Below are 26036 nucleotides of genomic sequence, written 5' to 3'. Positions count from 1 at the left end.
GCCGCTGCGCCCGCCCGTGCCGCCCTGGGGGTCCCCCCTGCTCGAAGAGCTTGGGGGAGGCACGACTGCCCGCAGCTACGACTGGAGGCAGTCGCCGACGGCGGGAAGGGGACGGGGTGGGGGGTGTCCGCCCGCAGCGGCCGACGCCGGGACACAGTGAGGCCGTCGGAAACGGGCGGCCGGACCGAGGACGGACACCCCCCACCCCGGCCCCGACCCACAACGCACCACAGGCGCGACACCAGCCCACCACGCACCGCAACGGGCCGCCGCAGGCACAAAAAGGGGCGCGGGGAACTGCGCGACCAGCCCCCACGCACCCGCAGACGAACGACGACCTCAGTCCGAGATGAGCCCTTCCCGCAGCTGCGCCAACGTCCGCGTAAGCAACCGCGACACGTGCATCTGCGAGATACCGACTTCCTCACCGATCTGCGACTGCGTCATGTTCGCGAAGAACCGCAGCATGATGATCCGCCGCTCCCGAGGCGGAAGCTTGGCCAGCAGCGGCTTGAGCGACTCCCGGTACTCGACACCCTCCAGCGCGGTGTCCTCGTAACCGAGCCGATCGGCCAGCGACCCCTCGCCACCGTCGTCCTCGGGCGCGGGCGAGTCCAGCGAGGACGCCGTGTACGCGTTGCCCACCGCCAGCCCGTCGACGACGTCCTCCTCGGACACCCCGAGCACGGCGGCGAGTTCGGCGACGGTCGGAGACCGGTCCAGCTTCTGTGACAGCTCGTCACTGGCCTTGGTCAGCGCCAGCCGCAGCTCCTGCAGCCGCCGCGGCACCCGCACCGACCACGACGTGTCCCGGAAGAACCGCTTGATCTCCCCGACGACCGTCGGCATCGCGAACGTCGGGAATTCCACGCCCCGTTCGCAGTCGAACCGGTCGATCGCCTTGATCAGGCCGATGGTGCCGACCTGGACGATGTCCTCCATCGGCTCGTTGCGGGAGCGGAACCGCGCGGCCGCGTACCGCACCAGCGGCAGGTTGAGCTCGATCAGGGTGTCCCGGACGTACGCCCGCTCGGGGCTGTTCTCGTCGAGGGCGGCGAGCCGCAGGAACAGGGAGCGGGACAGCGTGCGGGTGTCGATGTCCCCGGAGACCGGCGGGGCCGCGGGGGGCTCCGTCGGCAGGGCGGGGGCCGGCACGGCCTCGAGGGCCGAGGCGTCATCGAGAGCGTCGAGCGTCTCCGGAGCTGTCTCGCTCTTCGTGAGCGTGAGCACCTTCGAGCTGCCCTGGTCTGCGGACATGCCACCCCCTTTGGGTCGCGGGACGGTCGCGGCGGACGCTCCCACAGAAGGAACGCAGCCTTCACCTGAATACCGGAGCCGGAGCTTCGGCAAACGCGCTTCCCGCAGAATGTCACATGTCGGCAACGCGCCGTAGTGACATGTCGACATCTGAGATGCGAATCGCCCCTGGAATCAGGGCGTCTGACGGCCTGTCGGCCCGAGAACACGGCCATCCGCGCTGATGAGCGATTCGCTCGCGACGGTGAGGGCTCGCTCCCGCATTCGGTTGTGCGCCGGTAGCGCGAACGGGTGACGAAAACACCCCGAACCCTCACCCCGTCCCCGAACCCTCACCCCGTCCCCGTCCCCGTCCCCGCCCCCGAACCCCGCGGAGCGGCTACGCCTCGATCCGGTTGGCCGACCGCAGCCGCTGAAAGGAACGCGCCAGCAGCCGGGACACATGCATCTGCGAGACCCCGAGCTCGGCGCTGATCTGCGACTGGGTGAGGTTGCTGTAGTACCGCAGCAGCAGAATGCGCTGCTCCCGCTCGGGGAGCTGCACCAGCAGATGCCGTACGAGATCGCGGTGCTCGACGCCGTCCAGCGCCGGGTCCTCGTAGCCGAGCCGGTCGAGCAGCCCGGGCAGCCCGTCGCCCTCCTGCGCGGCCTCCAGCGAGGTGGCGTGGTACGACCGCCCGGCCTCGATGCAGGACAGCACCTCGTCCTCGCTGATGCGCAGCCGCTCGGCGATCTCGGCGGTGGAGGGGGTGCGCCCGAACGCGGTGGTCAGATCCTCGGTGGCGCTGTTGACCTGCACCCACAGCTCGTGCAGCCGGCGCGGTACGTGGACGGTGCGGACGTTGTCGCGGAAGTAGCGCTTGATCTCGCCGATGACCGTGGGCATCGCGAAGGTCGGGAACTGCACGCCCCGGTCCGGGTCGAACCGGTCGATGGCGTTGATCAGCCCGATGGTGCCGACCTGGACGACGTCCTCCATGGGTTCGTTGCGGGAGCGGAAGCGGGCTGCGGCGTAGCGCACGAGCGGGAGGTTGGCCTCGATCAGCGCCCCGCGTACCCGGTTGTGCTCCGGCGTGCCCGGCGTGAGCTCCTTCAGCTGCGCGAAGAGCACCTGGGTCAGTGCCCGGGTGTCGGCCCCCCGGCTGCGCCGCGGGGCGGCCTCCTGGGGCGGTGCTTGAGGCGCAGTACTGGCCGGCACGGTCAACTCCACCTCTTCATCCGTCGCTCATCCGTCAACTCATCCGTCAAAAGCGGTCATAGCATCACAAGACATGTCCACTGTGTGCAAGCACCGCATATCTACGTGTTGAGGTAAGAAGTGGTGCATAAAATGACAAAAACCCCACGCCCGTGACGGGTGCGGGGTTGTCGGCGTGGGGCCGGTCGGCTCAGTACGCGTAGTCGGCGATCACCCACGTGGCGAACTCGCGCCACAGGGCCACGCCCGCCTGGTGCTCGGGGTGCTCGACGTAGCGGCGCAGTGCCTCGGCGTCGTCGAAGCCGGAGTTGATCGCGAAGTCGTAGGCGATGGGGCGGTCGCTGATGTTCCAGCCGAGCTCCCAGAAGCGGATCTCGGGGATCTTGCCGTCGAGCGCCTGGAAGGCCTCGACGCCCTTCACGACCCGCGGGTCGTCGCGCTCGACGCCCTCGTTGAGCTTGAAGAGAACCAGGTGGCGGATCATGGGTACTCCCGGGTGTCAGCCCTTGCCTCCATGGGCGACCCACGTCATGAAGTCACCGATGGCCTTGGCGGCGTCCGATATGCCCTCGAACCCTATCTGGACGTAGTCCGCGGCCTTGGCCGGGTCCGTGATGATCACGTACAGCGCGAAGACCACGAGCGCATAGACGGCGATCTTCTTCGCGTTCACCGCCATCGCGGCCTCCCTGTCACCGACGTGCCCTGAGGGTCCCCTGTTGCCGGCGGTGAGTGTAACTTCACGCGTATGCGGGCGACCGAAGGGGGCGTGGGCATGGCCACCGTCGAGGACGTACGGCGCCTGGCACTGGCGCTGCCGCGCACCGAGGAGCATCTGGTCCGGGACCGGGTGAAGTTCCGCATCGGACGGATCGTCTACCTGGCACTCTCCCGGGACGAGACGGTCCTGGGCTTCGCGTTCCCGAAGGAGGAGCGGGCCGCGCTGGTCGCCTCCGAGCCGGGGAAGTTCTCTCTGCCCCGCGCGTCCGACCTGCGCTACAACTGGGCCGAGGCCCGGCTCGCCTCGCTCGCGCCGGACGAGCTGGCGGAACTGGTCACGGAGGCCTGGCGCATGTGCGTCCCGGCGAGCGTGGCCCGTGCGCACCTGGGCGCTGCCTGAAGCGCGGACATCTGAAGCGCGAAAGCGGAACATCAAACCGGAACACCAAAGCAGCACACGAAAAACAGAGCAGGAAAGCAGAACACCCCCTGTCCGTGATGCCACGGTCAGAGGGTGTTGTCAGCGGTAGCGGAGGGATTTGAACCCTCGGTGACTTGCGCCACACTCGCTTTCGAGGCGAGCTCCTTCGGCCGCTCGGACACGCTACCGAGGGAGACCTTACAGCACGGCGCCCCGGGGATCGAAATCGGTATTCAGCGAGCGCGGAAGAACTCCGTGAGCTGCCGCGCGCACTCGTCCGCCAGCACGCCCTCGATCACCTCGGGCCGGTGGTTGAGCCGCCGGTCCCGGATCACGTCCCACAGGGATCCGGCCGCGCCCGCCTTGTCGTCCCGGGCGCCGTAGACCACTCGGTCCACCCGGGACTGGACGATCGCGCCCGCGCACATCGTGCACGGCTCCAGCGTCACCACGAGCGTGCAGCCGGTCAGCCGCCACTCGCCGAGCCGCTCCGCCGCCCGCCGGATCGCGAGGATCTCGGCGTGCCCGGTCGGGTCGCCGGTGGCCTCGCGCTCGTTGTGCCCCGTGCCGAGCACGCCGGTGCCGTCGGGCGCGAGCACGAGCGCGCCGACGGGCACGTCACCGTCCCGGGCGGCCCGCTCCGCCTCGTCCAGGGCGAGCCGCATCGCGGCCCGCCAGCGGTCGCGCACCGGGTCCGGGGCCGGCGTGGTGTCGTACGGGGCGGTCAGCGAACGGCCTCCAGCATCTCCGAGGCGCCCAGGGCGTCGGCGATCTCCGACAGCGCGTCGCCGTCCAGGGCCAGCAGCTCCTTGCCGCTGACGCCCAGGTCGTCCAGGATCGCGGCGTCGCCCACCGGGCCGCTGGGCACGGAGCCGACGCCGCCGTCCTCGTCACCGGCGACGACGTCCTCGGGCTCACCGTCCTCGGTGCCGTCCAGATCCAGGGAGTCCAGGTCGGTGTCGTCGTCACCACCCGGCTCCCGGCCCAGCAACTCGTCGGTGAGCAGCAGCTCGCCGTAGGAGCTGCGGGCGGCGACGGCGGCGTTCGAGACGAAGACCCGCGGGTCCTCCTCGCCGTCCACCCGGACGACGCCGAACCACGCGTCCTCCTGCTCGATCAGGACGAGCACCGTGTCCTCGTCGGGAGAGGCTTGCCGGGCCAGGTCGGCCAGATCCGACAGGGTCTCCACATCATCGAGCTCTGTGTCGCTCGCTTCCCACCCGTCTTCGGTGCGCGCGAGCAGTGCGGTGAAGTACACCGTGACTCTCCCACTGGTCTTAGGCGTGCCGGTTGGGGGTCCCCCCGGCGGAGGTTACGGACGGGGAGAAGCTCGGGCTCCGAGCCCCACCCACTCGGAATCGTGGCAGAAACAAGGCGTTCAGGGGACGTCTTCGGCTCCCTGTGTCCGGCAGTTTTGCACGCGGGTCCGCGGGCACGTCCGTCCGGACTCACCTGGACACTCGTCGCCGCCATCTGCGGATCGTACGCGGCTTTTCACATCTCCTCCGCATGCCCACCCCGGCAACGCGCGCACGGCCCACGGATCTTCCCGCATGCGGCCCGCATCCGCGCCGCGCGTGCGCGCCCACCGGCGGAACGCGCGGTCCGCTCCCCGCAGTCACCGGAACAGAAGTCACCGGTACGGCGCGTCGCGCGCCCCGCCGGGCTCAGCGGTACGGCGCGTCGTGCGCCCGCGTGGGGCGCCGGCGGAAGCGCGGTGCGCTCGCGCGGCTCACCAGCGGAACGTGCGCATGCGCATCGCGTGGCGCAGCCGGGCCACCTTGGCGCGGCGGGGCTGCACCCGGTCGCGCAGCTCCCGCGCCTCGGCCAGGTCCCGCAGGAACTGGGCGCGGCGGCGGCGCCGCTCCGTGTCCGTCTCGGGCGAGTCCCGCTGCGGGGGCTCCGGTTCGTTTCTGGACGCGCGGTCGGGTACGTCGGGTTCTGACAGGCCAGCCATGAGATCACCACCCCCGGTCCGTCCCCACCACCTTCCCCCCGGTAGGCGGTCCGATGCCAGCAGGCGGAAGAAAACGGTCCGCAAAGGCTCACGCAGCGTGCGGACGCCGGGGCCGGGGCGCCCGGTTACTGTTGTGGACATGCGTCTCCACGTCGTCGACCACCCCCTGGTCGCCCACAAGCTCACCACGCTGCGCGACCAGCGCACCGACTCCGCGACCTTCCGCCGGCTCGCCGACGAACTGGTCACCCTGCTCGCCTACGAGGCGACCCGGGACGTGCGCACCGAGGCGGTCGACATCCAGACCCCCGTGGCCCGGACCACCGGCGTGAAGCTGGCCCGGCCGCGTCCGCTGGTGGTGCCGATCCTGCGGGCCGGCCTCGGCATGCTGGACGGCATGGTCCGGCTGCTGCCGACCGCCGAGGTCGGCTTCCTCGGCATGATCCGCAACGAGGAGACGCTGCAGGCCTCGACCTACGCCACGCGGATGCCGGAAGACCTCTCCGGCCGCCAGGTGTACGTGCTGGACCCGATGCTGGCCACGGGCGGCACCCTCGTCGCCGCGATCCGCGAGCTGATCAAGCGCGGTGCCGACGACGTCACGGCCGTCGTGCTGCTGGCCGCCCCGGAGGGCGTCGAGATCATGGAGCGCGAGCTGGCCGGCACACCGGTCACGGTGGTCACGGCCGCGGTCGACGACCACCTCAACGAACACGGCTACATCATTCCGGGCCTCGGCGACGCGGGCGACCGGCTGTACGGGTCGGCGGAGTAACACCGCCTGCCCCAGCCGCGGAGCGCCGAGTGACACCGGGTGCTCAGTCGCAGGGAGGCTGCTGAACGACGCCGTCCGGCGAAGCGTTCAGCAGCCCTTCTTCGTCCCGGTCGCCGCCGGAGTCCTGAGCTTCGCCAGGGCCTGGTCGGCGGCCGGCTTGGCGTCGAGGGACTTGAAGGTGTTGCCGAGGATGAGGTCGATCGCCGGGCCCTTGCGGGCGGCGTCGGTGCGGCGCTCGGCACCGGCCAGCTGTGTGGCCAGCACCGGGAGCGAGCTGTTCAGGGACGACGCCGGGCCCAGCAGCACCGCGGTGCCGGGGACCTTCTTGTCGTACTGCTTGCTCGCGTTGCCCACCTCGCCGATGCGGAAGCCGCGCTTCTTCAGTTCGTCGGCGGTCTGCTTGGCGAGCCCGCTGCGGGGCGTCGCGTTGAACACGTTGACGGTGATCACACCCGGTGCCGGCAGCGCGGCGGTGGTCCCGGGCGACGCGCTCGCCTTGGCCGCGCAGGCCGCCTTGGTGCCAACCGCCGCGGTCTTCTTGCCGCCGCCGGTGAAGACGTCGATGAGCTGCAGCGTGCCCCAGCCGAGCAGCCCGAGCGCGGCGACACAGGCGACGCCGAGGAACACGAGCCTGCCGCGCCGCCGCGGGGGGCGCATGCGCGGGTACTTGTCTCCCGTGATCCGGTATTTACCGCCCATGCCGGGGGGAGTCAGCATGCTCATGGGCGCAGCGTAGTGCGCCCGGGCGGTGATTCCTACTAGATGATCATTCGATCCGCCCAGGAGAACCCGAAAGGGCCAAACCGTAACCGGACGGAGTTCCTCCGTCGGGTCGGTCACTGCTCCCGGGCGCTCGTCAGTCCAGTTCCAGGACGCGCGCGTGCAGCACCTGGCGCTGCTGGAGCGCGGCGCGGACCGCGCGGTGCAGACCGTCCTCCAGGTACAGGTCGCCCTGCCACTTCACGACGTGCGCGAAGAGGTCGCCGTAGAACGTCGAGTCCTCGGCGAGCAGGGTCTCCAGGTCGAGCTGCTGCTTGGTGGTCACCAGCTGATCGAGGCGGACCGGGCGCGGCGCGACGTCCGCCCACTGCCGGGTGCTTTCCCGGCCGTGGTCGGGGTACGGCCGGCCGTTTCCGATGCGCTTGAAGATCACACGGAAAGCCTACCGGTCCTGGCGTTCCGGGCGCAGCCATGGAGGCGGAGTGCGACGCTGGAAAAGATGTTGCATAACTGGGCGAAACGGAAACGAGGGGTCGGCCGATGAGCACCAGTGACGAGCCCCGCGCGGCAGGCGCGAACACCCGTTCCGGTGACGCCGCTTCCGGTGGCACCCCCTCCTCGCTCCCCGCCCAGGCCGCCGGGATCGCCGCCGGGTACGTCTTCACCGGCCCCGCCCTCGACCTCGGCGCCCTGCTGTGGGACGGCGCCTGCCTGCCCGACGCGCCGGTGCGCATCCCGCTGCCCGTGCTCAACCGGCACGGTCTGGTCGCCGGCGCCACCGGCACCGGCAAGACCAAGACGCTCCAGCTGATCGCCGAGCAGCTGTCCGCGCAGGGTGTGCCCGTCTTCCTCGCCGACATCAAGGGCGACCTGTCCGGCATCGCCGCACCCGGACTCGCGGGCGACAAGGTCCGCTCCCGCGCGGCCGAGGTCCGCCAGGAGTGGACGGCGACCGGCTTCCCGGCGGAGTTCTACGCGCTCGGCGGCCAGGGCCACGGTATTCCCGTACGGGCCACGGTCACCAGCTTCGGTCCTGTGCTGCTGGCGAAGGTGCTGCGGCTCAACCAGACCCAGGAGCAGTCCCTCGGCCTGATCTTCCACTACGCCGACACCAAGGGCCTGGAGCTGATCGACCTCAAGGACCTGCGCGCGGTCGTCGCCTTCCTGACCTCCGACGAGGGCAAGGCGGAGCTGAAGAACATCGGCGGGCTGTCCACCGCCACCGCCGGGGTGATCCTGCGGTCACTGACGGCCTTCGAGGCGCAGGGCATGGCCGACTTCTTCGGTGAGCCGGAGTTCGACACGAGCGAGCTGCTGCGGGCGGCGGACGACGGGCGGGGCGTCGTCTCGGTACTGGAGCTGCCCGCCGTACAGGACAAGCCGCAGCTGTTCTCGACCTTCCTGATGTGGCTGCTCGCCGATCTCTTCCACGATCTGCCGGAGATCGGTGACGCCGACAAGCCGAACCTGGTGTTCTTCTTCGACGAGGCGCATCTGCTGTTCCACGACGCCTCGAAGGCGTTCCTGGAGTCGATCACGCAGACCGTGCGGCTGATTCGCTCGAAAGGGGTCGGCGTCTTCTTCGTCACGCAGACGCCGAAGGACGTACCCGGCGACGTCCTCGCCCAGCTCGGCAACCGTATTCAGCACGCCCTACGGGCCTTCACGCCGGAGGATCAGAAGGCGCTGAAGGCGACCGTGCGGACCTTTCCGGACTCCCCTTACGACCTGGAGGAGCTGCTCACCGGGCTCGGTACCGGGGAGGCGGTCGTGACGGTGCTGAGCGAGAAGGGCGCGCCCACGCCGGTCGCGGCGACGCGGCTGCGGGCGCCGGAGTCCCTGATGGCGCCCTACGAGACGGAAGCGCTCGATCGGGCGGTGACGTCGTCGCCGCTGTACGGGCGTTATGCACAGGCTGTGGATCGCGAGTCGGCGTACGAGAAGCTGGCTGATGCGCGGGAGGCGGGGGGTGCGGCGGCCGGCCGGCCGGGGCACAAGGAGGCGCGGCGTGAGGAGTCGCGGGATGAGCCCTCGGTGATCGAGCAGGTCGTGGGCAGCGGGATGTTCAAGTCTCTGGCGCGGTCCGTGGGTACGCAGGTCGGGCGGGAGATCACCCGGTCCCTCTTCGGTACGGCTCGGCGGAGGCGGTAGTCCCACGCTGCCCCCGCCGGGGGCCGGTGCCGGTCGGGCTACGTCCTCTGCGTCTTCGCTTGCTTCTCCGCCTTCGCCGCGGCCTTCATCTCCTGTTTGTGGACGCGGACCTTCGCCAGGGACTCCGGGCCGGTGATGTCGGCGACGGAACGGAAGGACTTCGGTTGGCCGTAGCTGCCGGCGGCCTCCTGCCAGCCGGTGGGGCGTACGCCGAGCTGCTTGCCCAGGAGGGCGAGGAAGATCTGTGCCTTCTGCTTGCCGAAGCCGGGGAGTTCCTCCAGGCGGCGCAGCAGTTCGCGGCCGTCGTCGACGCCCTTCCAGACGAGTTCGGCGTTGCCGTCGTAGTGGTCGACGAGGTACTGGCACAGCTGCTGGATGCGCTTGGCCATGGAGCCCGGGTAGCGGTGCACGGCCGGCTTCTCGGAGAGCAGGGCGGCGAAGGCCTCCGGGTCGGTGGCGGCGATGTCGTGGGCGTCGAGGTCGTCGGCGCCGAGGCGGTCGGCGATGGTGCGGGGGCCCTTGAACGCCCACTCCATCGGGATCTGCTGGTCCAGCAGCATCCCGGTCAGCGCGGCGAGCGGTGAGCGGCCGAGGAGTGCGTCGGCGTCGGCGTCTTGGGCGAGGTGGAGGGTGACGTCCATGTCTTTGATGATGTCGCGTGGGCGGTGTTTTGGCGCGGGGGGTGTGTTCGGGTGTCGTTCGTCCGCGGGTGGGTGGGGGCTGGTCGCGCAGTTCCCCGCGCCCCTTCGTGCGGTCCCACAGCGCCGGGCATCGGTCGACCCACCGGCGGGTGCCTCCTCGCAGTTCAAGTACGATCCCCGGAAAGATTTAATTAGGTTAGGCTAACCTAAAAATAGAAGGGGCTACAGGGTGAGAACCGCACTGCACCGGGACGCCTGGGGCATCCCCCACCTCCGTGCCCCCGGCGTTCTCGCGCTCGCCCGGGCCCAGGGGCTGGTCACCGCTCGTGACCGGTCCTGGCAGCTGGAGGTCGAGCGGCATCGGGCGCAGGGCACCTCCGCGGCCTTCCTCGGTGCCGGCGCGCTGGACTGGGACCGGTTCGCCCGGCGGGTGCGGCTCGCCGACACCGCCCGCCGGTGCTTCACCGCACTGGAGGAGCGCGATTCCGTGAGTGCGAAGTGGGTGCGCGCCTACGTCGACGGCGTGAACGAGGGGCTGTGGGCCGGTGAGGAGTTCCGGCGGGTCGGGCTCTCGACGGGGCGGTGGGAGCCCTGGACCCCGCTGGCCGTGTGGCTGTCCACTCATATTCTGTTCGCCGGTTTTCCCGCCAAGTTGTGGCGTGAGGAGGCGGTCCGGGTCCTCGGGCCGGAGGCCGTCGGCCTGTTCGCCGGTGAGGGGCCCGCCACCGCCGGCAGCAACGGCTGGCTGGTGAGTGGGGAGCGCAGCGCGAGCGGGCACGCGATCATCGCCGGTGATCCGCACCGGTTCATCGAGGACCCCGGTGTCTATCAGCAGATCCGGCTGGCGTGCGACGAGTTCGACGTCGTGGGGTTCGCCGTGCCGGGTGTGCCGGGCATCGCCCACTTCGGGCACACCGGCACCGTCGCCTGGGCCATCACCAACGCCATGGCCGACTACCAGGACCTGTACCGGGAGCGGCTGCGCCGTACCGGTGCCGGGGTGGAGGCGCTGGGCCCGGACGGTCGCTGGCACCGGGCCGTCCGGCACACCGAACTCGTCCACGTGGCCGGGGAGGGGCCGGTCGAGGTCGAGGTCGTCGAGACCGCGCGCGGGCCCGTCATCGCCGGCGGGCCGGAGGGGCTCGACGACGGCACCCCGGGGGCGGTGAGCCTGCGCCACCCGCCCCGGGTCACCGCTGATCTCGGCTTCAGCGCCCTGCTGCCGTTGCTGCGCGCCCGCCGGGTCGCCGACGTCGACCGGGCCCTGGACGCCTGGGCCGAGCCCGTCAACGTCGTCCACGCCGCCGACACCGAGGGCGGCGTGCTGCACCGGGTCGCCGGGCGCGTGCCGGTGCGAAGCCGCGCCAACCGCGTCCGTCTGGTGCCGGCGTGGGAGCCCGGGCACGAGTGGACCGGCTGGCATGCCATGCCCCGGGCGGGCCTGGAGGACGGCGTCGCCGTCATGGCCAACGCACGCGGTGTCGCCGGTGAGTTGGGCACCGAGTTCGCTCCCTCCCATCGCGCCGACCGCATTCGCGAGCTGCTCGGCGGGCGGCGGGAGTGGTCCGCCGCGGACATGGGCGTCGTACACATGGACGCCTTTCTCGGATCCGCGGGGGCGCTGCTCGATCAGGTGGCCGCGCTCGGCGGGCTCGGGGCCGAGGCCGGTGCGCTGCGGGAGCGGCTGCTCGGGTGGGACCGGCGGATGGACGCGGGAAGCCGGGACGCGGCGCTGTACGCCGCAGTGCGGGGCGCTCTGGTGCGGCGGCTGGCCGCGCAGGAGGCGTTCGCCGGGCTCGCCGTCCCGCCCGCCTGTCCGGAGGTCTTCCAGCCCTGGCTCGCCCTCACCCCGCGCATCGGCTTCGCCCTGGAACACCTGCTGCGCTCCGGCACCCTGTACGGCATCGACCGCCCTGCCGTGGTGCGCGCCGCCCTGGAGGAGGTCGCCGCCGCGCCCCCGGCCGGCACCTGGGGCGACACCCACCGCCTCGCTCCCTGGCGGGCGCTGCCGACGGCGCCGTACGAGGAACCGGCGTTGTCCGGGGACCACGACTGCGTGCTGTGCACCTCCGCCGTGCCCGGTGTCACCGACCGGGCCGCGCGCGGGCCCGCCGCCCGTTACGTCTGGGACCTCGCCCGGCGCGACGACAGCCTCTGGGTGGTGCCCTTCGGCGCCGACGGCACGCCCGGCTCCGCGCACCACCGCGACCAACTCCCCCTGTGGCTCAGGGGAGACCTCGTTCCCGTCGTCACCGACTGGGACCAGCTGACGAAGGAGACCGATGTCTGACCTCCGGTACCGCGAGGCCGTGCACGAGCAACCGATCGACGGCTTCGGCACCGTGCGCATCCTGCCCGTCGACCCGTCCGCCGACGCCGGGATGATCCACCGCTGGGTCAGCGAGGAGCGGGCCGTGTACTGGGGGATGACCGGTGTGTCCGTCGCCGAAGTGGCCGGGATCTACGGCCATATGGGAACGCTGGACAGTCATCACGCCTTTCTCGTCGTGAAGGACGCTCACGCCGCCGCGCTGCTGCAGACCTATGAGCCCGGGGCCGACCGGGTCGGTGAGTGCTACCCCGTGCAGGCCGGGGACATCGGCGTCCACCTGCTGATCGCGCCCGCCGGTGAGGAGGGCGCCCGGCCCGGCTGGACCGCGCGGCTGGCCTCGGCGATCATCTCGTACGCGCTGCTCGGGCTGGACCGGCGCCGGATCGTCGTCGACCCGGACGTGCGGAACGTGAAGGCGATCGCCCGGTTCGAGCGGCTGGGGTTCGAGCAGGGACCGGCGGTCGTCCTGCCCGAGGTGAATCTGCCGGACGTCTACCTGCCCGAGAAACACGCCCAACTGGCCTTCCTGCGCCGGGAGGCCGCCTTTCCGGGGAGTGCGTGAGCGATTTCCGCGCCGGGTGCGTACCTCTGCGCGAGGGTGCCGGCAGGAGGGGAGCGGGCGGCGTGGTCGGTGGCGGACGGTGGTGCGGGCGGGCCGCGCTGCTCGGGCTGATGCTGACGCTGTTCCTGTTCGGCGGCGCCGGGGCCGCCCTGGCGCATGCCAGCCTGCGGGGCACCGAACCCGGTGACGGCTCCGTCCTGAAGACGGCCCCGGACCGGCTCACGCTCACCTTCACCGAATCCGTGGCGCTGCTCGACGGCTCCTTCCGCGTCTTCGACCCCGGCAACCACCGGCTGCGCACCGGCGAGGCCCGGCATGTCCCCGGGCACTCCGACACCGTCCGCGTCGACCTGCCGGGCGGTCTGGGCCGGGGCACGTACACCGTCGCCTGGCGGGTGGTGTCCGCCGACAGCCACCCCGTCTCCGGCGCCTTCACGTTCTCCGTCGGCGCCCCCACCCCCGCGGCGGCCCCCCTCGACACCGGGGCGACCGAGGACCCGGCCACCGCCGGTCTGTACGACCTCGCCCGCTACGTCGCCTGCCTGGGCGTCGCCCTGCTCATCGGCGGAGGCGTCTTCCGCGCGGTGTCGCCGGGGGCGGCGCGCGCTCCGGCGACGGCGGGCGCGTGGACGCTGGCCGGTGCCACCGTCGTCCTGCTGCTCCTGCGCGCTCCCTACGAGGCGGGGACCGGGTTGTCGACGGTCTTCGATCCGTCCGGGACGGCCCGCACCCTGGCCACACGGCCGGGGCTGGCGCTGGCGGCACGGCTGGTGCTGCTGGCGGTGGCCGCGGTGCTGCTGCGCAGGCGGGAGTGGGGGCGTACGGCGCGCGGGGCGGGCGGCGCTGTCGCCGTAGGCCTGGCGCTGACCTGGGCGGTCGCCGAGCACCCCGGTGCCGGGATCCAGGTGCCCGTCGCGGTCGTCAGTGCCGTACTGCATCTGCTGGCGATGTCGGTGTGGCTGGGGGGACTGGCGACGCTGCTGAGCACACGCGAGCTGCCGGTTCCGGCCGTCGACCGGTTCTCGCGGCTCGCCTTCGGGTGCGTGGCCGTGCTGGTGGTCACCGGTGTCTACCAGTCCTGGCGTGGTCTCGGTTCCCTCGGCGCACTCACCGGTACGGCGTACGGCCGGTTGCTGCTGGTCAAGCTGGTCACGGTGACCCTGTTGCTGGCAGGCGCGGCGTGCGCGCGGCACTTCGCCGGGCGGCTGCGGGCCGGGGCCGTGGCGCCCGCCAGGGTGCCGGCCATGGTGGGCGGGGCGCCGAGCGAGGCACCCGTGCCGGAGGTGTCCGCGGAGCCCGTGGCCGGTCGGCGGCGGCTGCGCCGGGCCGTTGTCGCCGAAGCGGGCCTGGGCGTACTGGTTCTGCTGATCTCGACGGTGCTCGCCGGTACGGTCCCGGGGCGGGCCGCCGCCGAGGCCGCCGAGCGGCAGCCGCTCGCCGCGCCCGGGCTGCCCGGTGCCTCCGTCACCGACGTGCCCTTCGACGTCGGCACTCCGGGCGGCCGGGGCAAGGTGCAGGTCACGCTGGAGCCGGGCCGGGTCGGCGACAACTCCGTGCAGGCGGTCGTCTACGGCCCCGACGGCGGTCTGGCCGCCGTCCCCGAACTGCGGGTGTCCTTCTCCCTGCCCGCGCAGCGGATCGGCCCCCTCGACGCCAAGGTCACCGACCGGGGCGGCTACTGGGCGGCCGACCGCGTCACCCTGCCGCTGGCCGGCACCTGGACGATGAAGGTGACGGTGCGGGTGTCGGAGACCGACCAGGTCAGCGAGGTACGGCCGGTCGAGATCGCGCGGTAGCGGCCGCGCCCGGTGTTCCACCCGGTCGGAGCAGGCGCGGGCGCGCCGCGGCCGGGCGCCGGGGACGCTGGGGGCATGCCCCTGCACCAGCGCATCGTCGTCGTCGGAGCCGGACACATGGGGTCCGTGCTCGTCCAAGGGATCCGGGCGACCATGCCTCAGGTGCCGCTGACCGTGGTCGAGGCGGCCGAGGAGCGGACGGCCGCACTGCGGGCGGAAGGGGTCCGGACTGCGCCGCAGTACCGGCCCGAGCCCTCCGACCTGGTCCTTCTCGCCCTGCCGCCGCAGGCCCTGGACTCCTTCGCCGACACGACCGCTCCCGGCACGTTCCGCGAGGTGACCGTCGTGTCGGTGATGGCCGGGGTGCCGATCGCCGTGCTGTCCCGGCGCCTGGGCGCCCCGCGTGTCGTACGGGCCATGCCGAACATGGCCTCGCAGGTGTTCCAGGGCATGACCGTGCTGTGCGCAGGCCCCGGGGTAGCGCCCGCCGAGGCGGCGCGGGCCGAGGGCGTGCTCGGCTCGATCGGCCGGGTGCTGGCCGTGTCCGACGAGGCCCTGCTGGACGACGCGACGGCACTGGCCGGCGGCGGGCCGGCGTTCGTGGCGTACATCGCGAAGGCGTTCCGCGACTTCGCCGAGGCCGCCGGATTCACCGACGAGCAGGCTCTCGACGTCACCTGCCAAGTGCTGCGCGGCACCGCCGACCTGCTGGAACGCACCGGGCAGGACCCCGAGCAGGTCTACCGCAGCGTCATGACGCCGGGCGGTACGACGGAGCAGGGCATCCTCGCCCTGGAGGAGCACGACCTGCACGGCATCCTCGTCACCGCGCTGCGGCGGGCGGCGCGGCGGGCACGGGAACTAGGGGACGACAGTCAGCCGATCGGATGACCCCGAAGGCGCCGAAGCAGGGCGACAATGAAGGTGTTTGCCCAGTTCAACGGCGTATCGGGGAGGTGAGAGCGGGTCATGGACACGACGGCGGCGGCCGCGCCCGGGCAGGGGGGCGACGCCGACACCCGCCCGGCCGCCTCCGGACGGGAGGGCGACGCCGACACCCGCACCCTCGCCGTGATCATGCACACGGCGTTCTTCGTGCTGCTCGGCGCCTCGCTGGCCCGCTTCCTGCTGCGCCACCCCGGCGAGCCCCGCACCCCCTGGGTGCTGGCCCTCTCCCTCTTCCTGGCAGTGCTCTACGTCCTCGGGCCCGCCCTCGGCGCCCGCCTCACCGCACGCCGGCTGGCCTGGCTGACGGCGGTGGTCGCGGCCTGGGCGGTGCTGGTGACGCTCGCCCCGAGCTTCGCCTGGTGCGCGGTCCCCCTCTTCTACACCGGGCTGCGCACCCTGCCACCGCGCGCCGCGATCACCCTCGTCACCGGGCTCACCGCGCTCGCCGTCGCCGCCCAGCTGCGACTGGCGGGCTGGGCCGACCCGAACGTGCTGCTCGCGCCCCCGGCCGTGGCCGCGATCGCCACGGCCGTGTTCGTCGTCATGGAGCGCCAGGCGCGTCGCCAGCGCGCGCTGATCGGCGACCTGATCCGCACCCGCCGCGAACTGGCCGCCACGGAACGCCGCGAGGGCACCCTCGCCGAACGCGAGCGGCTCGCCCGGGAGATCCACGACACCCTCGCACAGGGCCTGTCCAGCCAGCGCATGCTGCTCCAGGCCGCCGACCGGCTGTGGGACACGGACCCCGCCACCGCCCGCACGCACGTCCGCACCGCCGCCTCCGTCGCCGAACGCGACCTCGCCGAGGCCCGCCGCTTCGTGCACGACCTGGCCCCGGCGGACCTCGCGGAGGGCGGCGGACTGGTCAAGGCCCTGCGGGCGGTCGCCGAACGCACGAGCACGGGGAAGCTGACGGTCCGCGTGCACACCGAGGGCACCCCGGCGCACCCGCTGCCTGCCCTGGTCGAGCCGGCGCTGTTGCGCATCGCCCAGGGCGCGCTCGCCAACGTCCGCGAGCACGCGGGCGCGACGACGGCCACACTCACCCTGACCTGCCTGGACGACCAGATCGTCCTGGACGTCGCCGACGACGGCCGCGGCTTCGACACCTCCGTGAGCGGCGAACGGCCGGCCGGCTCCGTCCGCGGCCACGGTCTGCCCGCGATCCGCGCCCGGCTGCGCCAGCTGGGCGGGACCCTCACCATCGAGTCGGCGCCGGGCGAGGGCACGGTGCTGTCGGCCGCGATCCCCCTGGAGCCGCCCGTATGAGCACCGCCGTCCGTGTCCTGGTCTGCGACGACCACGCCGTGGTCCGGGCGGGACTGCTGGCCCTGCTGGGCAGCGCCCCCGACATCGAGGTGACCGGCGAGGCCGGCAGCGGCGAGGAGGCGATCGCCCTGGCCCGCAAACTGCGCCCGGACGTCGTCCTGATGGACCTCCAGCTCGGCGAGGGCATCGACGGCGTGGAGACCACCCGCCGCCTGGCCGCGGAGCCGGCCGCCCCGCACGTGCTGGTCCTCACCACCTACGACACGGACGCCGACATCACCCGCGCGATCGAGGCCGGGGCCACCGGCTACCTGCTCAAGGCCGAACGCCCCGAGGAGTTGTTCGCCGCGATCCACTCCGCCGCGCAGGGCCGCACCACCCTGTCCGCCCCCGTCGCCGGCCGCGTCATGGCCCACCTGCGCAACCCGGCCCCCGCGCTCACTCCCCGCGAGCGGGACATCCTCACCCACCTCTCCCGGGGCCTGGGCAACCGCGACATCGCCCGCGCCCTCCACATCAGCGAGGCCACGGTCAAGACGCACCTGCGCCGTATCTACGACAAGCTCGGCGTCGACACCCGCTCGGGCGCGGTGGCGGTGGCGAAGGAACGCAGGCTGGTGACCTGAGCCGGACCCGCCGCGCGGCCCGGGCGCCGGTGTCTACGGCAGCGGCTCGGGCGCCGGTGCCTATGGCCGCGGTGAGCCGGCCGGACCGGCGGCGAACACCTGGCGCACGAAACGCCGCTGCCAGGGAACCTCCACCGCACGGGGGTGGTAGTTCTGCCGCACCCACGTGACCGCCTCCCGGGGATTCATCCCCTCGAAGACGCACATCGCGGAAAGCGCCGTCCCGGTCCGCCCGACGCCGCCCCCGCAACAGACCTCCACGCGTTCACCGGCGGCGCGGTCGTGAGCGACGCGGAGTGTGCGAATCGCCTCCGCGGGACAGTCATGACGCATCCCGTCCGATCGCTCTCCCGAGACGGACAACGTCGAAGGGCCCCACCGCGAACGGTGGGGCCCTTCGACATCGTGCCCGGTGAGGCACTGGCGGAGGATACGAGATTCGAACTCGTGAGGGGTTGCCCCCAACACGCTTTCCAAGCGTGCGCCCTAGGCCTCTAGGCGAATCCTCCGCCGCAAACATTACATGACCGATGAGAGTGCTCGCGAACTCGTTCCCCCTGGCTCGGATCGGGTACGCTGTGCGCAGCCCCTCACGCGGCGCTATCTGACTGAACTCCCCCAGGGCCGGAAGGCAGCAAGGGTAGGTCGGCTCTGGCGGGTGCGTGGGGGGCGCTTGCGTTCTCCGGGGCCCGCGGTGCGGGACGCCTTCCGGCCCAGCGGGACCGGCGGTCGGGGACGCCTTCCGCTTCTGCGGGCGGAGCCCGATGTCACTGGGCGCCTATAACCTCGTAAGCGTGTCGTCTCTCGCGCTGTACCGCCGCTATCGCCCGGAGACCTTTGCGGAGGTCATCGGGCAGGAGCATGTGACCGACCCGCTGCAGCAGGCGCTGCGGAACAACCGGGTCAATCACGCGTACCTGTTCAGCGGTCCCCGCGGCTGCGGCAAGACCACCAGCGCCCGGATCCTGGCCCGCTGTCTCAACTGTGAGCAAGGTCCCACCCCGACCCCGTGCGGGGAGTGCCAGTCCTGCCAGGACCTCGCGCGCAACGGCCCCGGGTCCATCGACGTCATCGAGATCGACGCCGCGTCCCACGGTGGCGTAGACGACGCCCGTGACCTGCGGGAGAAGGCGTTCTTCGGCCCCGCCCGCAGCCGGTACAAGATCTACATCATCGACGAGGCCCACATGGTCACGTCGGCCGGCTTCAACGCGCTGCTGAAGGTCGTCGAGGAGCCCCCGGAGCATCTGAAGTTCATCTTCGCGACCACCGAGCCCGAGAAGGTCATCGGCACCATCCGGTCGCGGACCCACCACTACCCCTTCCGCCTGGTCCCCCCGGGCACGCTGCGCGAGTACCTCGGCGAGGTGTGCCAGAAGGAGGACATTCCCGTCGAGGACGGTGTCCTGCCGCTCGTGGTGCGGGCCGGTGGCGGCTCCGTGCGTGACTCCATGTCCGTCATGGACCAGCTCCTCGCCGGCGCCGGGGCGGACGGTGTGACGTATGCCATGGCCACCTCCCTGCTCGGCTACACCGACGGCTCACTGCTCGACTCCGTCGTCGAGTCCTTCGCCTCCGGGGACGGCTCCGCCGCCTTCGAGGTCGTGGACCGGGTCATCGAGGGCGGCAACGACCCGCGCCGCTTCGTCGCCGACCTGCTGGAGCGGCTGCGTGACCTGGTCATCCTCGCCGCCGTGCCGGACGCCGCCGAGAAGGGGCTCATCGACGCCCCGGCCGACGTCATCGAGCGGATGCAGGCCCAGGCGCGGTCCTTCGGCGCCGCCGAACTCAGCCGCGCCGCCGACCTGGTCAACGAGGGGCTGACCGAGATGCGCGGCGCCACCTCGCCGCGCCTCCAGCTCGAGCTGATCTGCGCCCGTGTGCTGCTTCCGGCCGCCTACGGCGACGAGCGCTCCGTCATGGCCCGCCTCGACCGCATCGAGCGCGGCGTGAACTTCTCCACGGGCGCCGGTATGCCGGCCATGGGATACGTCCCGGGGCCCGAGGCCCACGGGGGCGGTTTCGCCGGGGGCCCGGCAGGCGCCGGTGCGCCCGTCCCGGCCGTCCCGCCCGGCGGCGGTCCGGCGGCGGCCCGCGCGGCAGTGCGCGGTGCGGGTGGTGGTTCCGGCGGCGGTACGGGGCCGGGTGCGGTCCCTGGTCCGGGACCCGGCGCGGGCGTCCCGGCTCCCGCTCCTGCTCCGGCCCAGGCTGCCGGTGCGCCCGGGCAGCAGGGTGGCGCGCAGCCCGATGCCGGTGGCGTCCCCGCCGGTGGCCCCGCTGCGCACGGTCCGACCCCGGCACCGGCCCCTACCGGTGCCGCTGCCCAGGTTCCTCCCGCCGCTCCCGCGGCCCCTGCGGCGGCCCCCGCTCCCGACGCGGCCACGCCTCCCGCCGCCTCCGCCCCTGCCCCGTCCTCCGCTCCGGGTGCCTGGCCCACCGCCGCCTCGGCCGGTGGCGGGCGCCGTCCCGGCGGCTGGCCCACGGCCGCCCCGGCGGGCGGCGGCGCCCGACCCGCCGCGACTGCCCCGGGCTCCGGCGGTTCAGGTCCGGGTCGTTCAGGTCCCGCGGGCGGCGGTCCCGGTCACGCCGCTCCCGCCCCGGCCGCTCCCGCTGCCCCGGCCGCACCCTCCGCCGCGCCCCCGGCGCCCGCCGCCGGTGGGATGGACCCGCGGGTGCTGTGGCCGAACATCCTGGAGGCCGTGAAGAACCGCCGCCGCTTCACCTGGATCCTGCTCAGCCAGAACGCCCAGGTCACCGGCTTCGACGGCACCACGCTCCAGCTCGGCTTCGTCAACGCCGGCGCCCGGGACAATTTCGCCGGCAGCGGCAGCGAGGACGTGCTGCGGCAGGCGCTGGTCGAGCAGTTCAACGTCCACTGGAAGATCGAGGCCGTCGTCGACCCCTCCGGCGGCTCGGCCCCGCCGCAGTCCGGCGGACCGTCCGGCTTCGGCGGCGGCTCCTCCGGTCAGGGTGGTGGCGGCTACGGCGGTGGCGGCGGCGCCACGGCCGTACAGCGCCCGGCGACCGCGCAGTCCGCCGCCCCGGCGTCCGGACCGGGATCGGCCCCGCAGGCGTCCGCGTCGGTGCCGGCCCCCGCGCCGGTCCGGCAGCCCCCGGCGCCGGAACCGCCCCCGGTGTCCCTCGAGGACGACATCCCCGAGGACGACGACCCGGACCTGAACGAGTCGGCGCTGTCCGGCTACGAACTGATCGTCAAGGAGCTGGGAGCGACGGTCGTGGAGGAGTTCACCAACGAGTGACCGGCCGGGTGCCGGCCCGAGCGCCCAGCTCAGGGCCGTTCGTTCGGAGAAAACCACGAAGCCCGACGCCGTGGTCTCTCGGAAGCCCGCACAAGGTCAGCGCGCCGTCTGCCGTTAGGCTGACCCCGTGAAGGTCCTCGTCATCGGCAGCGGCGCCCGCGAACACGCCCTGTGCCGCTCCCTGTCCCTCGACCCCGCCGTGACCGCGCTGCACTGCGCTCCCGGCAACGCCGGCATCGCCGAGGTCGCCGAGCTGCACCCGGTGGACGCCCTGGACGGCGCCGCCGTCAGCGCGCTGGCCGGTGAGCTGGGCGCCGACCTGGTGGTCGTCGGCCCGGAGGCCCCGCTCGTCGCGGGCGTCGCCGACGCCGTGCGCGCGGCCGGCATCCCGGTCTTCGGCCCCTCCAAGGAGGCCGCGCAGCTCGAGGGCTCCAAGGCCTTCGCCAAGGACGTGATGGCGCGAGCCGGCGTCCCCACCGCGCGGTCGTACGTCTGCACGACCCCGGAGGAGGTCGCCGAGGCGCTCGACGCCTTCGGTGCCCCCTACGTCGTCAAGGACGACGGGCTCGCCGCCGGCAAGGGCGTCGTCGTCACCGACGACCTCCAGACCGCCGTCCAGCACGCCGCGGCCTGCGACCGCGTCGTCATCGAGGAGTACCTGGACGGCCCCGAGGTCTCCCTCTTCGCCATCACCGACGGCCGGACCGTCGTCCCGCTCCAGCCCGCCCAGGACTTCAAGCGCGCGCTGGACGGCGACGAGGGCCCGAACACCGGTGGCATGGGCGCGTACTCCCCGCTGCCGTGGGCCGACCCCAAGCTCGTGGACGAGGTCATGCAGACGGTCCTGCAGCCCACCGTCGAGGAGATGCGCCGCCGCGGCACCCCGTTCTCGGGGCTGCTGTACGCGGGTCTGGCCATCACCGGCCGCGGGGTGCGGGTCATCGAGTTCAACGCCCGGTTCGGCGACCCCGAGACCCAGGTGGTCCTGGCCCGGCTGCGGACGCCGCTCGCCGGGATCCTTATGGCCGCCGCCGCCGGCACGCTCGCCGACCTGGCGCCGCTGCGCTGGAGCGACGACGCCGCGGTGACCGTGGTCGTCGCCTCGCACAACTACCCCGGCACCCCGCGCACCGGTGACCCGATCACCGGCCTCGACGAGGTGGCCGCGCAGGACGCCCCGGACGCCTACGTCCTGCACGCCGGCACCAGGCGGGACGGCGAGAGCGTGGTCAGTGCCGGCGGCCGGGTGCTGTCGGTCACCGCCACCGGCAAGGACCTGACCGAGGCCCGCGAGCGGGCGTACGCCGCCGTCGGACGGATCGGTCTCGACGGCTCCCAGCACCGCACGGACATCGCGGCGAAGGCGGCGGCGGGGGCATAAGCCCCTCTCACCAGGCGTGTTCAGGCCCCGGACTCCCTCGTGGAATCCGGGGCCTGATCTTTGCTGTCCGTCACCCAGCTCTGACCAAAGCCATTCCATCGAGTGACCGATGGGCTTATCTGCTGACGTGGAGCGGGCCCCCAACTAGGGTGCGGCGCAATGGTTCCGGCACTTGGCCCACCGGCATTGCGATGTCAGTGGCGGGTGCCACAGTGGGGGAGTGAGCAAGTCCAGGAAGCCACGGCGAGAGGCAGGGGGTGAGGTCCGGTCATGACCGGTACGGGTGTGGAGGCGGGAGCACGGGCGGCCAGGGCCCGGGCCCTGGCCGTGCTGCGGATCCGCAGCCGGGCGACCGCGGTGGCACTGCTGCCCGCGGCCGTGGCGGTGATCCTCCTGGCCGGCGGTGCCACCGGGCATCTGGTGGGGCCCGGCTGGGACGTCGCCCGCTGGGTGGTCTCGGTGCCGGCGCTGCTCGTACTGCTCGCCGCCGCCGGTATCGCGCTGGTGGTCACCCGCGCCCACCCCGCCGTCAGCCCGACGGTCCCGATCGCCGAGGATTCCGCGCCGGACCTGTACCGGCTGGTGCGCGACCTGGCCGACCGCCTGGACGTCCCGGCCCCGACGGCCATAGCGCTCACTCCGGACTGCGACAGCTGGCTCGAGGAGCGCACCCATCCGCCCCACGGCCCGCCCGCACCCGCCGAGGGCCCGGCGTACCGCGACGACCTCACCGGGGCGGACAAGCCCCACCGGCGCGCTCCCGCCACCGTGCTCGTCATCGGGTCGCCGTTCCTGTGGTGGATGCGGGTCGGAGAGCTGCGCGCCCTGCTCGCCCCGGTCGTCGCCGGTACGGGACCCGCGGCGCACCCGGACATAGCCGCAGCCCGGCGCTTCGTGCGCGGACTGGACGCGGCGGTGGCCGTCGCCGCCACGCAGGGCCGCTGCCGGTTCCTGAAGGCGGCGTGCGCGCTCGTCGGCTGGGTGTCCCGCCTGCTGCTGCGCAGCTGCCGCGGGCACGCGGCGGAGATGGAGCGCGGAGTCGCCGCGGCGGCCGCCGAGCGGGCCCAGGCCGTGGACTACGGCCTCAGGATCGTCGCCCAGGAACAGGTCGGCCTCGCCTACGCGGGCTGGGACCGTCTGCTCACCCGGGTGGCGCTGCCCGCCTGGCGGATGGGCCGCTGGCCCGCGCGGCTGGACGTCGGTGTGGTGGCCGCGCTCACCGAGCTGTCCCGGCGCGACCGGCTCGCGGAGGGTTTCACCTCCCGGCTCGGCGAGCGTCCCGCCTGCGATCTGCTGGAGGAGCCCGGCCTGGTGGACGAGGCCGCCTCGCTGCTGGCCGCCCGTCTCTTCCACGGCGGCCCCGCCGCGTCCGGCCCGGACTGGTCGCCGGTGGACTGGCAGGCGTATCCGGAGGAGGTCGTCGACCGCAAGTGGCGCACCGACGCCGCCCGCCTGCACCGGGTCCTGGACATCCTGGGCGTGCGCCGCCCCGCCGACGCCTCCACCCCGGACCCGGCAGGCCCCACACTCGCCCGCGTCCTCGACCACCTGTCCGCTCCGCGGCCCTCCGACGGCGCCCGGCGGCCCTCCGGCGGCGGTCAGTGGCCCTCCGACGGCACCGCACCGCTGTCTTCGGCCCCGTCGAAGCCACCGGTCCCGGACCACGGCGCACCGCTGCCGCCGTACACCGACCCGGCGGACCCCGCCGATCCGGCCGCCCCCACGGACCTCACCGACCAGGCCGACTTCGCGGCCCCGTCCGACCCGGTCGATCTCCCCGACCCGGCCGACCGGATCGCCCCCGACGGTGACGACCTGGCGCACCCCCGCAGCGCTGCGCTCGCCGCGAGCCTGAGTGCGGAGCTGGCCGACGAGGAGACGGCCGCCCCCGGTACGCCCGCCGGCTCCGCCGAGCACGCACCGGCCGCCCTGTGGGCCGACGCGGCGCTCCCCCTCTTCCCGCTCCAGCCGCCGCGCACCCCGCGGGAGATCCTCACCGACCACGTCACGGCCACGGTGTGCTGCGCGGCCATCGACACCGCCGGCGCCGTGCCGGGCCTGGACTGGCTCGACGGCCCCGCCCTTCTGATCAACGGCGAACGCGCCACCGACCTCGCGCCGAGGGTGCTGAGCCTCATAGAGGACGGCGACCCCTCCCCGCTGCGCGAGTGGCTCACCGCCACCGGCATACGCCCCGAGAAGCCCCTGCGGCTCGTCTGACCGCCGGGCGGGCGCCGAGTCACCGGCTTCGGCCGGAGGATCGGATTCCACTTTCGGCCAATTCGCAACGAATAGTGACAGCATGCGTGCGGAATGTGATGTGCTGGGACCGGTCACGCCCATGGCAAGCGCGTGCGACATAAGACAGGCGGACGAACACGACGTCAGGCGCGTACGGGGGCGTGAGGGAGGGGAGCGATCATGGGGTCGGAGCAGATCCGCCGCTGGGAGTCGGGAGCACTGGCGCACGCCGTGACGGACCCCTTCGGCCAGGGCCCCGTTCCCTGGCTGCGCGGCAGCGAGACGTACTTCGACGACACCGGACACGTCGTCCCCTGGTACGTCGACCCGGTCCCCCCGCAGAGCGCCCGTCAGGGGACCGCCCGCGTCCCCGCCCCCCGCACCGAGCGGCACGACCTGCGCTCCGCCGACGACGTGCACCGCCAGATCAAGGGCTTCGTCTCCACCGGCGCCGTCGCCCCGGGCGAGGCGGTCGACTTCCACGTCACAGTCGACCCGCCCCAGGAGTTCTTCGTCGACGTCTACCGCATCGGCCACTACGGCGGTGACGGCGCCGCCAAGATCACCACCAGCCCCCGGCTGTCCGGCATCGTCCAGCCGCCCCCGCTCGCCGCGGACCGCACGGTCTCCTGCCACCACTGGTGGCTGTCCTGGCGGCTGCAGATCCCGTCGTTCTGGAGCGTCGGCGCGTATGTGGCGGTCCTCACCACCGGCGACGGCCGCTACCGCTCGCACATCCCTTTCACCGTGCGCGACGACCGGTCCGCCGACCTGCTGCTGCTCCTGCCGGACGTGACATGGCAGGCGTACAACCTCTACCCGGAAGACGGGCGCACCGGCGCCAGCCTGTACCACGCGTGGGACGAGGAGGGCCGGCTGCTCGGCGAGGCGGACGCGGCCACGACCGTCTCCTTCGACCGCCCCTACGCCGGCGCGGGCCTGCCGCTGCACGTCGGGCACGCCTACGACTTCATCCGCTGGGCCGAGCGCTACGGCTACGACCTCGCCTACGCCGACGCCCGCGACCTGCACGCCGGCCGCATCGACCCGGCGCGCTACCGCGGCCTGGTCTTCCCCGGGCACGACGAGTACTGGTCCGTCCCGATGCGCCGGGCCGTCGAGCAGGCCCGCGACCACGGCACGTCCCTGGTGTTCCTGTCCGCCAACACCATGTACTGGCAGGTCGAGCTCGGCCCGTCCCCGTCCGGCGTCCCCGACCGCCTGCTGACCTGCCGCAAGCGCAAGCGCAAGGGCCCGGGCAAGTCCCTGCTGTGGCGGGAGATCGACCGCCCCGAGCAGCAGCTGATCGGCATCCAGTACGCCGGACGGGTCCCGGAACCCCACCCGCTGATCGTCCGCAACGCCGACCACTGGCTGTGGGAGGCGACCGGGGCGCACGACGGCCAGGCGCTGGACGGACTGGTCGCCGGCGAGGCCGACCGCTACTTCCCGCGCACCGCGCTGCCCGAGCACGAGGAGCGCATCCTGCTGGCCCACTCCCCGTACGCCGACAGCGAGGGCGTCCTGCGCCATCAGGAGACGTCCCTCTACCGGGCCCCCTCCGGCGCCTGGGTGTTCGCTGCCGGCACCTTCGCCTGGCCCCCGGCCCTGGACCGCCCCGGCCATGTGGACCCGCGCATCCAGCGCGCCACGGCCAACCTCCTCGACCGCATCTGCAAACGGGACTGAACGGCCCGCGGGGGTTTGCCGGGGCCGCTCCCGCCGACCCGGCGTCCAGGGCACGTCCCCCATACGGGACAATCAAGCCATTGGACAGACCC

At 73.0% G+C, this 26036-nt stretch carries 23 protein-coding genes, 2 tRNA genes, 1 other RNA gene and 1 pseudogene; 14 read left to right on the top strand and 13 right to left on the bottom strand.

What is annotated here, in order from left to right:
• Positions 1–339: 339 nt before the first annotated feature.
• From AB0J12_RS33010 to AB0J12_RS32995, 4 genes are all read right to left on the bottom strand, one after another.
• The gene (locus tag AB0J12_RS33010; protein ID WP_363268275.1) at positions 340–1257 is read right to left on the bottom strand and encodes an RNA polymerase sigma factor SigF; all 918 of its coding nucleotides are present in this window, start codon (positions 1255–1257) and stop codon (positions 340–342) included.
• A gap of 379 nt (positions 1258–1636) precedes the next feature.
• Positions 1637–2455, bottom strand: coding sequence for an RNA polymerase sigma factor SigF (locus tag AB0J12_RS33005; protein ID WP_363268274.1), 819 nt, complete (start codon positions 2453–2455; stop codon positions 1637–1639).
• Between the two features lie 190 nt (positions 2456–2645).
• Complete coding sequence (locus AB0J12_RS33000; RefSeq protein WP_363268273.1) at positions 2646–2939, bottom strand: Dabb family protein; 294 nt, start codon at positions 2937–2939, stop codon at positions 2646–2648.
• A gap of 15 nt (positions 2940–2954) precedes the next feature.
• Positions 2955–3134, bottom strand: a complete 180-nt coding sequence (locus AB0J12_RS32995) for a hypothetical protein (protein ID WP_361636187.1) — start codon at positions 3132–3134, stop codon at positions 2955–2957.
• Between the two features lie 69 nt (positions 3135–3203).
• Between AB0J12_RS32995 and AB0J12_RS32990 the strand changes: the two genes are divergently transcribed.
• Entirely contained in the window at positions 3204–3575 is a 372-nt protein-coding gene (locus AB0J12_RS32990) for an MmcQ/YjbR family DNA-binding protein (RefSeq protein WP_363268272.1), read from the top strand.
• A 124-nt stretch (positions 3576–3699) separates the two neighbouring features.
• Here the strand turns inward: AB0J12_RS32990 and AB0J12_RS32985 are convergent.
• The 4 genes from AB0J12_RS32985 to AB0J12_RS32970 form a co-directional block, all read right to left on the bottom strand.
• Positions 3700–3784, bottom strand: a tRNA-Ser gene (locus tag AB0J12_RS32985).
• 45 nt (positions 3785–3829) lie between these two features.
• Positions 3830–4261: a tRNA adenosine(34) deaminase TadA gene (tadA, locus tag AB0J12_RS32980; RefSeq protein WP_363268311.1), complete on the bottom strand. Its 432-nt coding sequence runs from the start codon at positions 4259–4261 to the stop codon at positions 3830–3832.
• Positions 4262–4320: 59 nt separating this feature from the next.
• Positions 4321–4854, bottom strand: a complete 534-nt coding sequence (locus AB0J12_RS32975) for a hypothetical protein (protein WP_363268270.1) — start codon at positions 4852–4854, stop codon at positions 4321–4323.
• 474 nt (positions 4855–5328) lie between these two features.
• Positions 5329–5553, bottom strand: coding sequence for a hypothetical protein (locus tag AB0J12_RS32970; protein ID WP_363268269.1), 225 nt, complete (start codon positions 5551–5553; stop codon positions 5329–5331).
• A gap of 139 nt (positions 5554–5692) precedes the next feature.
• Between AB0J12_RS32970 and upp the strand changes: the two genes are divergently transcribed.
• Positions 5693–6328, top strand: coding sequence for a uracil phosphoribosyltransferase (upp, locus tag AB0J12_RS32965; RefSeq protein ID WP_361636194.1), 636 nt, complete (start codon positions 5693–5695; stop codon positions 6326–6328).
• A gap of 87 nt (positions 6329–6415) precedes the next feature.
• Here the strand turns inward: upp and AB0J12_RS32960 are convergent, their stop codons facing one another.
• Positions 6416–7051, bottom strand: coding sequence for a LytR C-terminal domain-containing protein (locus AB0J12_RS32960; protein ID WP_363268267.1), 636 nt, complete (start codon positions 7049–7051; stop codon positions 6416–6418).
• A gap of 133 nt (positions 7052–7184) precedes the next feature.
• On the bottom strand, positions 7185–7481 hold the full coding sequence (locus AB0J12_RS32955) for a type II toxin-antitoxin system VapB family antitoxin (RefSeq protein WP_004943146.1): 297 nt from the start codon (positions 7479–7481) through the stop codon (positions 7185–7187).
• Between the two features lie 107 nt (positions 7482–7588).
• On the opposite strand from AB0J12_RS32955, the gene AB0J12_RS32950 reads away from it, so the two are divergent.
• A complete protein-coding gene (locus tag AB0J12_RS32950) occupies positions 7589–9199 on the top strand; it encodes a helicase HerA-like domain-containing protein (RefSeq protein WP_363268266.1) in 1611 nt (536 codons plus the stop codon).
• Between the two features lie 38 nt (positions 9200–9237).
• Here AB0J12_RS32950 and AB0J12_RS32945 read toward each other — a convergent pair whose 3' ends face one another.
• Positions 9238–9840 carry an HhH-GPD-type base excision DNA repair protein gene (locus AB0J12_RS32945; RefSeq protein WP_363268265.1) on the bottom strand — a complete coding sequence of 201 codons (603 nt, stop codon included), beginning with the start codon at positions 9838–9840 and terminating at the stop codon, positions 9238–9240.
• Between the two features lie 229 nt (positions 9841–10069).
• On the opposite strand from AB0J12_RS32945, the gene AB0J12_RS32940 reads away from it, so the two are divergent.
• From AB0J12_RS32940 to AB0J12_RS32915, 6 genes are all read left to right on the top strand, one after another.
• Positions 10070–12130, top strand: coding sequence for a penicillin acylase family protein (locus AB0J12_RS32940; protein WP_363268263.1), 2061 nt, complete (start codon positions 10070–10072; stop codon positions 12128–12130).
• Complete coding sequence (locus AB0J12_RS32935; RefSeq protein ID WP_363268262.1) at positions 12123–12734, top strand: GNAT family N-acetyltransferase; 612 nt, start codon at positions 12123–12125, stop codon at positions 12732–12734. The genes AB0J12_RS32940 and AB0J12_RS32935 overlap by 8 nt, the downstream gene beginning before the upstream one ends.
• A gap of 110 nt (positions 12735–12844) precedes the next feature.
• Complete coding sequence (locus AB0J12_RS32930; protein WP_363268310.1) at positions 12845–14530, top strand: copper resistance protein CopC; 1686 nt, start codon at positions 12845–12847, stop codon at positions 14528–14530.
• Between the two features lie 75 nt (positions 14531–14605).
• Complete coding sequence (proC, locus tag AB0J12_RS32925) at positions 14606–15421, top strand: pyrroline-5-carboxylate reductase (protein WP_363268261.1); 816 nt, start codon at positions 14606–14608, stop codon at positions 15419–15421.
• Positions 15422–15607: 186 nt separating this feature from the next.
• Positions 15608–16747, top strand: a complete 1140-nt coding sequence (locus AB0J12_RS32920; RefSeq protein WP_363268309.1) for a sensor histidine kinase — start codon at positions 15608–15610, stop codon at positions 16745–16747.
• Positions 16744–17373, top strand: coding sequence for a response regulator transcription factor (locus tag AB0J12_RS32915; RefSeq protein WP_363268260.1), 630 nt, complete (start codon positions 16744–16746; stop codon positions 17371–17373). Before AB0J12_RS32920 ends, AB0J12_RS32915 begins: the two co-directional genes overlap by 4 nt.
• 60 nt (positions 17374–17433) lie before the next feature.
• On the opposite strand, the pseudogene AB0J12_RS32910 reads toward AB0J12_RS32915, so the two are convergent.
• Together AB0J12_RS32910 and AB0J12_RS32905 are read right to left on the bottom strand one after the other, a co-directional pair.
• A pseudogene (locus AB0J12_RS32910) lies at positions 17434–17682 on the bottom strand (protein phosphatase); the annotation flags it as partial.
• 112 nt (positions 17683–17794) lie between these two features.
• Positions 17795–17882, bottom strand: a tRNA-Ser gene (locus tag AB0J12_RS32905).
• 72 nt (positions 17883–17954) lie between these two features.
• Between AB0J12_RS32905 and ffs the strand changes: the two genes are divergently transcribed.
• The 5 genes from ffs to AB0J12_RS32880 all read left to right on the top strand — a co-directional run bounded on the left by ffs (position 17955) and on the right by AB0J12_RS32880 (position 25944).
• An RNA gene (gene ffs / locus AB0J12_RS32900) (signal recognition particle sRNA small type) lies at positions 17955–18053 on the top strand.
• A 114-nt stretch (positions 18054–18167) separates the two neighbouring features.
• Positions 18168–20633, top strand: coding sequence for a DNA polymerase III subunit gamma and tau (locus AB0J12_RS32895; protein WP_363268259.1), 2466 nt, complete (start codon positions 18168–18170; stop codon positions 20631–20633).
• 127 nt (positions 20634–20760) lie between these two features.
• Positions 20761–22014, top strand: coding sequence for a phosphoribosylamine--glycine ligase (purD, locus tag AB0J12_RS32890; RefSeq protein WP_363268258.1), 1254 nt, complete (start codon positions 20761–20763; stop codon positions 22012–22014).
• A 270-nt stretch (positions 22015–22284) separates the two neighbouring features.
• Entirely contained in the window at positions 22285–24234 is a 1950-nt protein-coding gene (locus tag AB0J12_RS32885) for a hypothetical protein (protein WP_363268257.1), read from the top strand.
• A gap of 201 nt (positions 24235–24435) precedes the next feature.
• Positions 24436–25944 (top strand): N,N-dimethylformamidase beta subunit family domain-containing protein, encoded by a 1509-nt coding sequence (locus AB0J12_RS32880; RefSeq protein ID WP_363268256.1) that lies wholly within the window; start codon positions 24436–24438, stop codon positions 25942–25944.
• The last annotated feature ends 92 nt before the right edge of the window (positions 25945–26036 follow it).

The sequence above is a fragment of the Streptomyces sp. NPDC049915 genome, from assembly GCF_040656475.1.
GTDB lineage: Bacteria > Actinomycetota > Actinomycetes > Streptomycetales > Streptomycetaceae > Streptomyces.
Note: the sequence above shows the minus strand (reverse complement) of the source record. Positions and strands in the feature narration are given on the sequence as shown.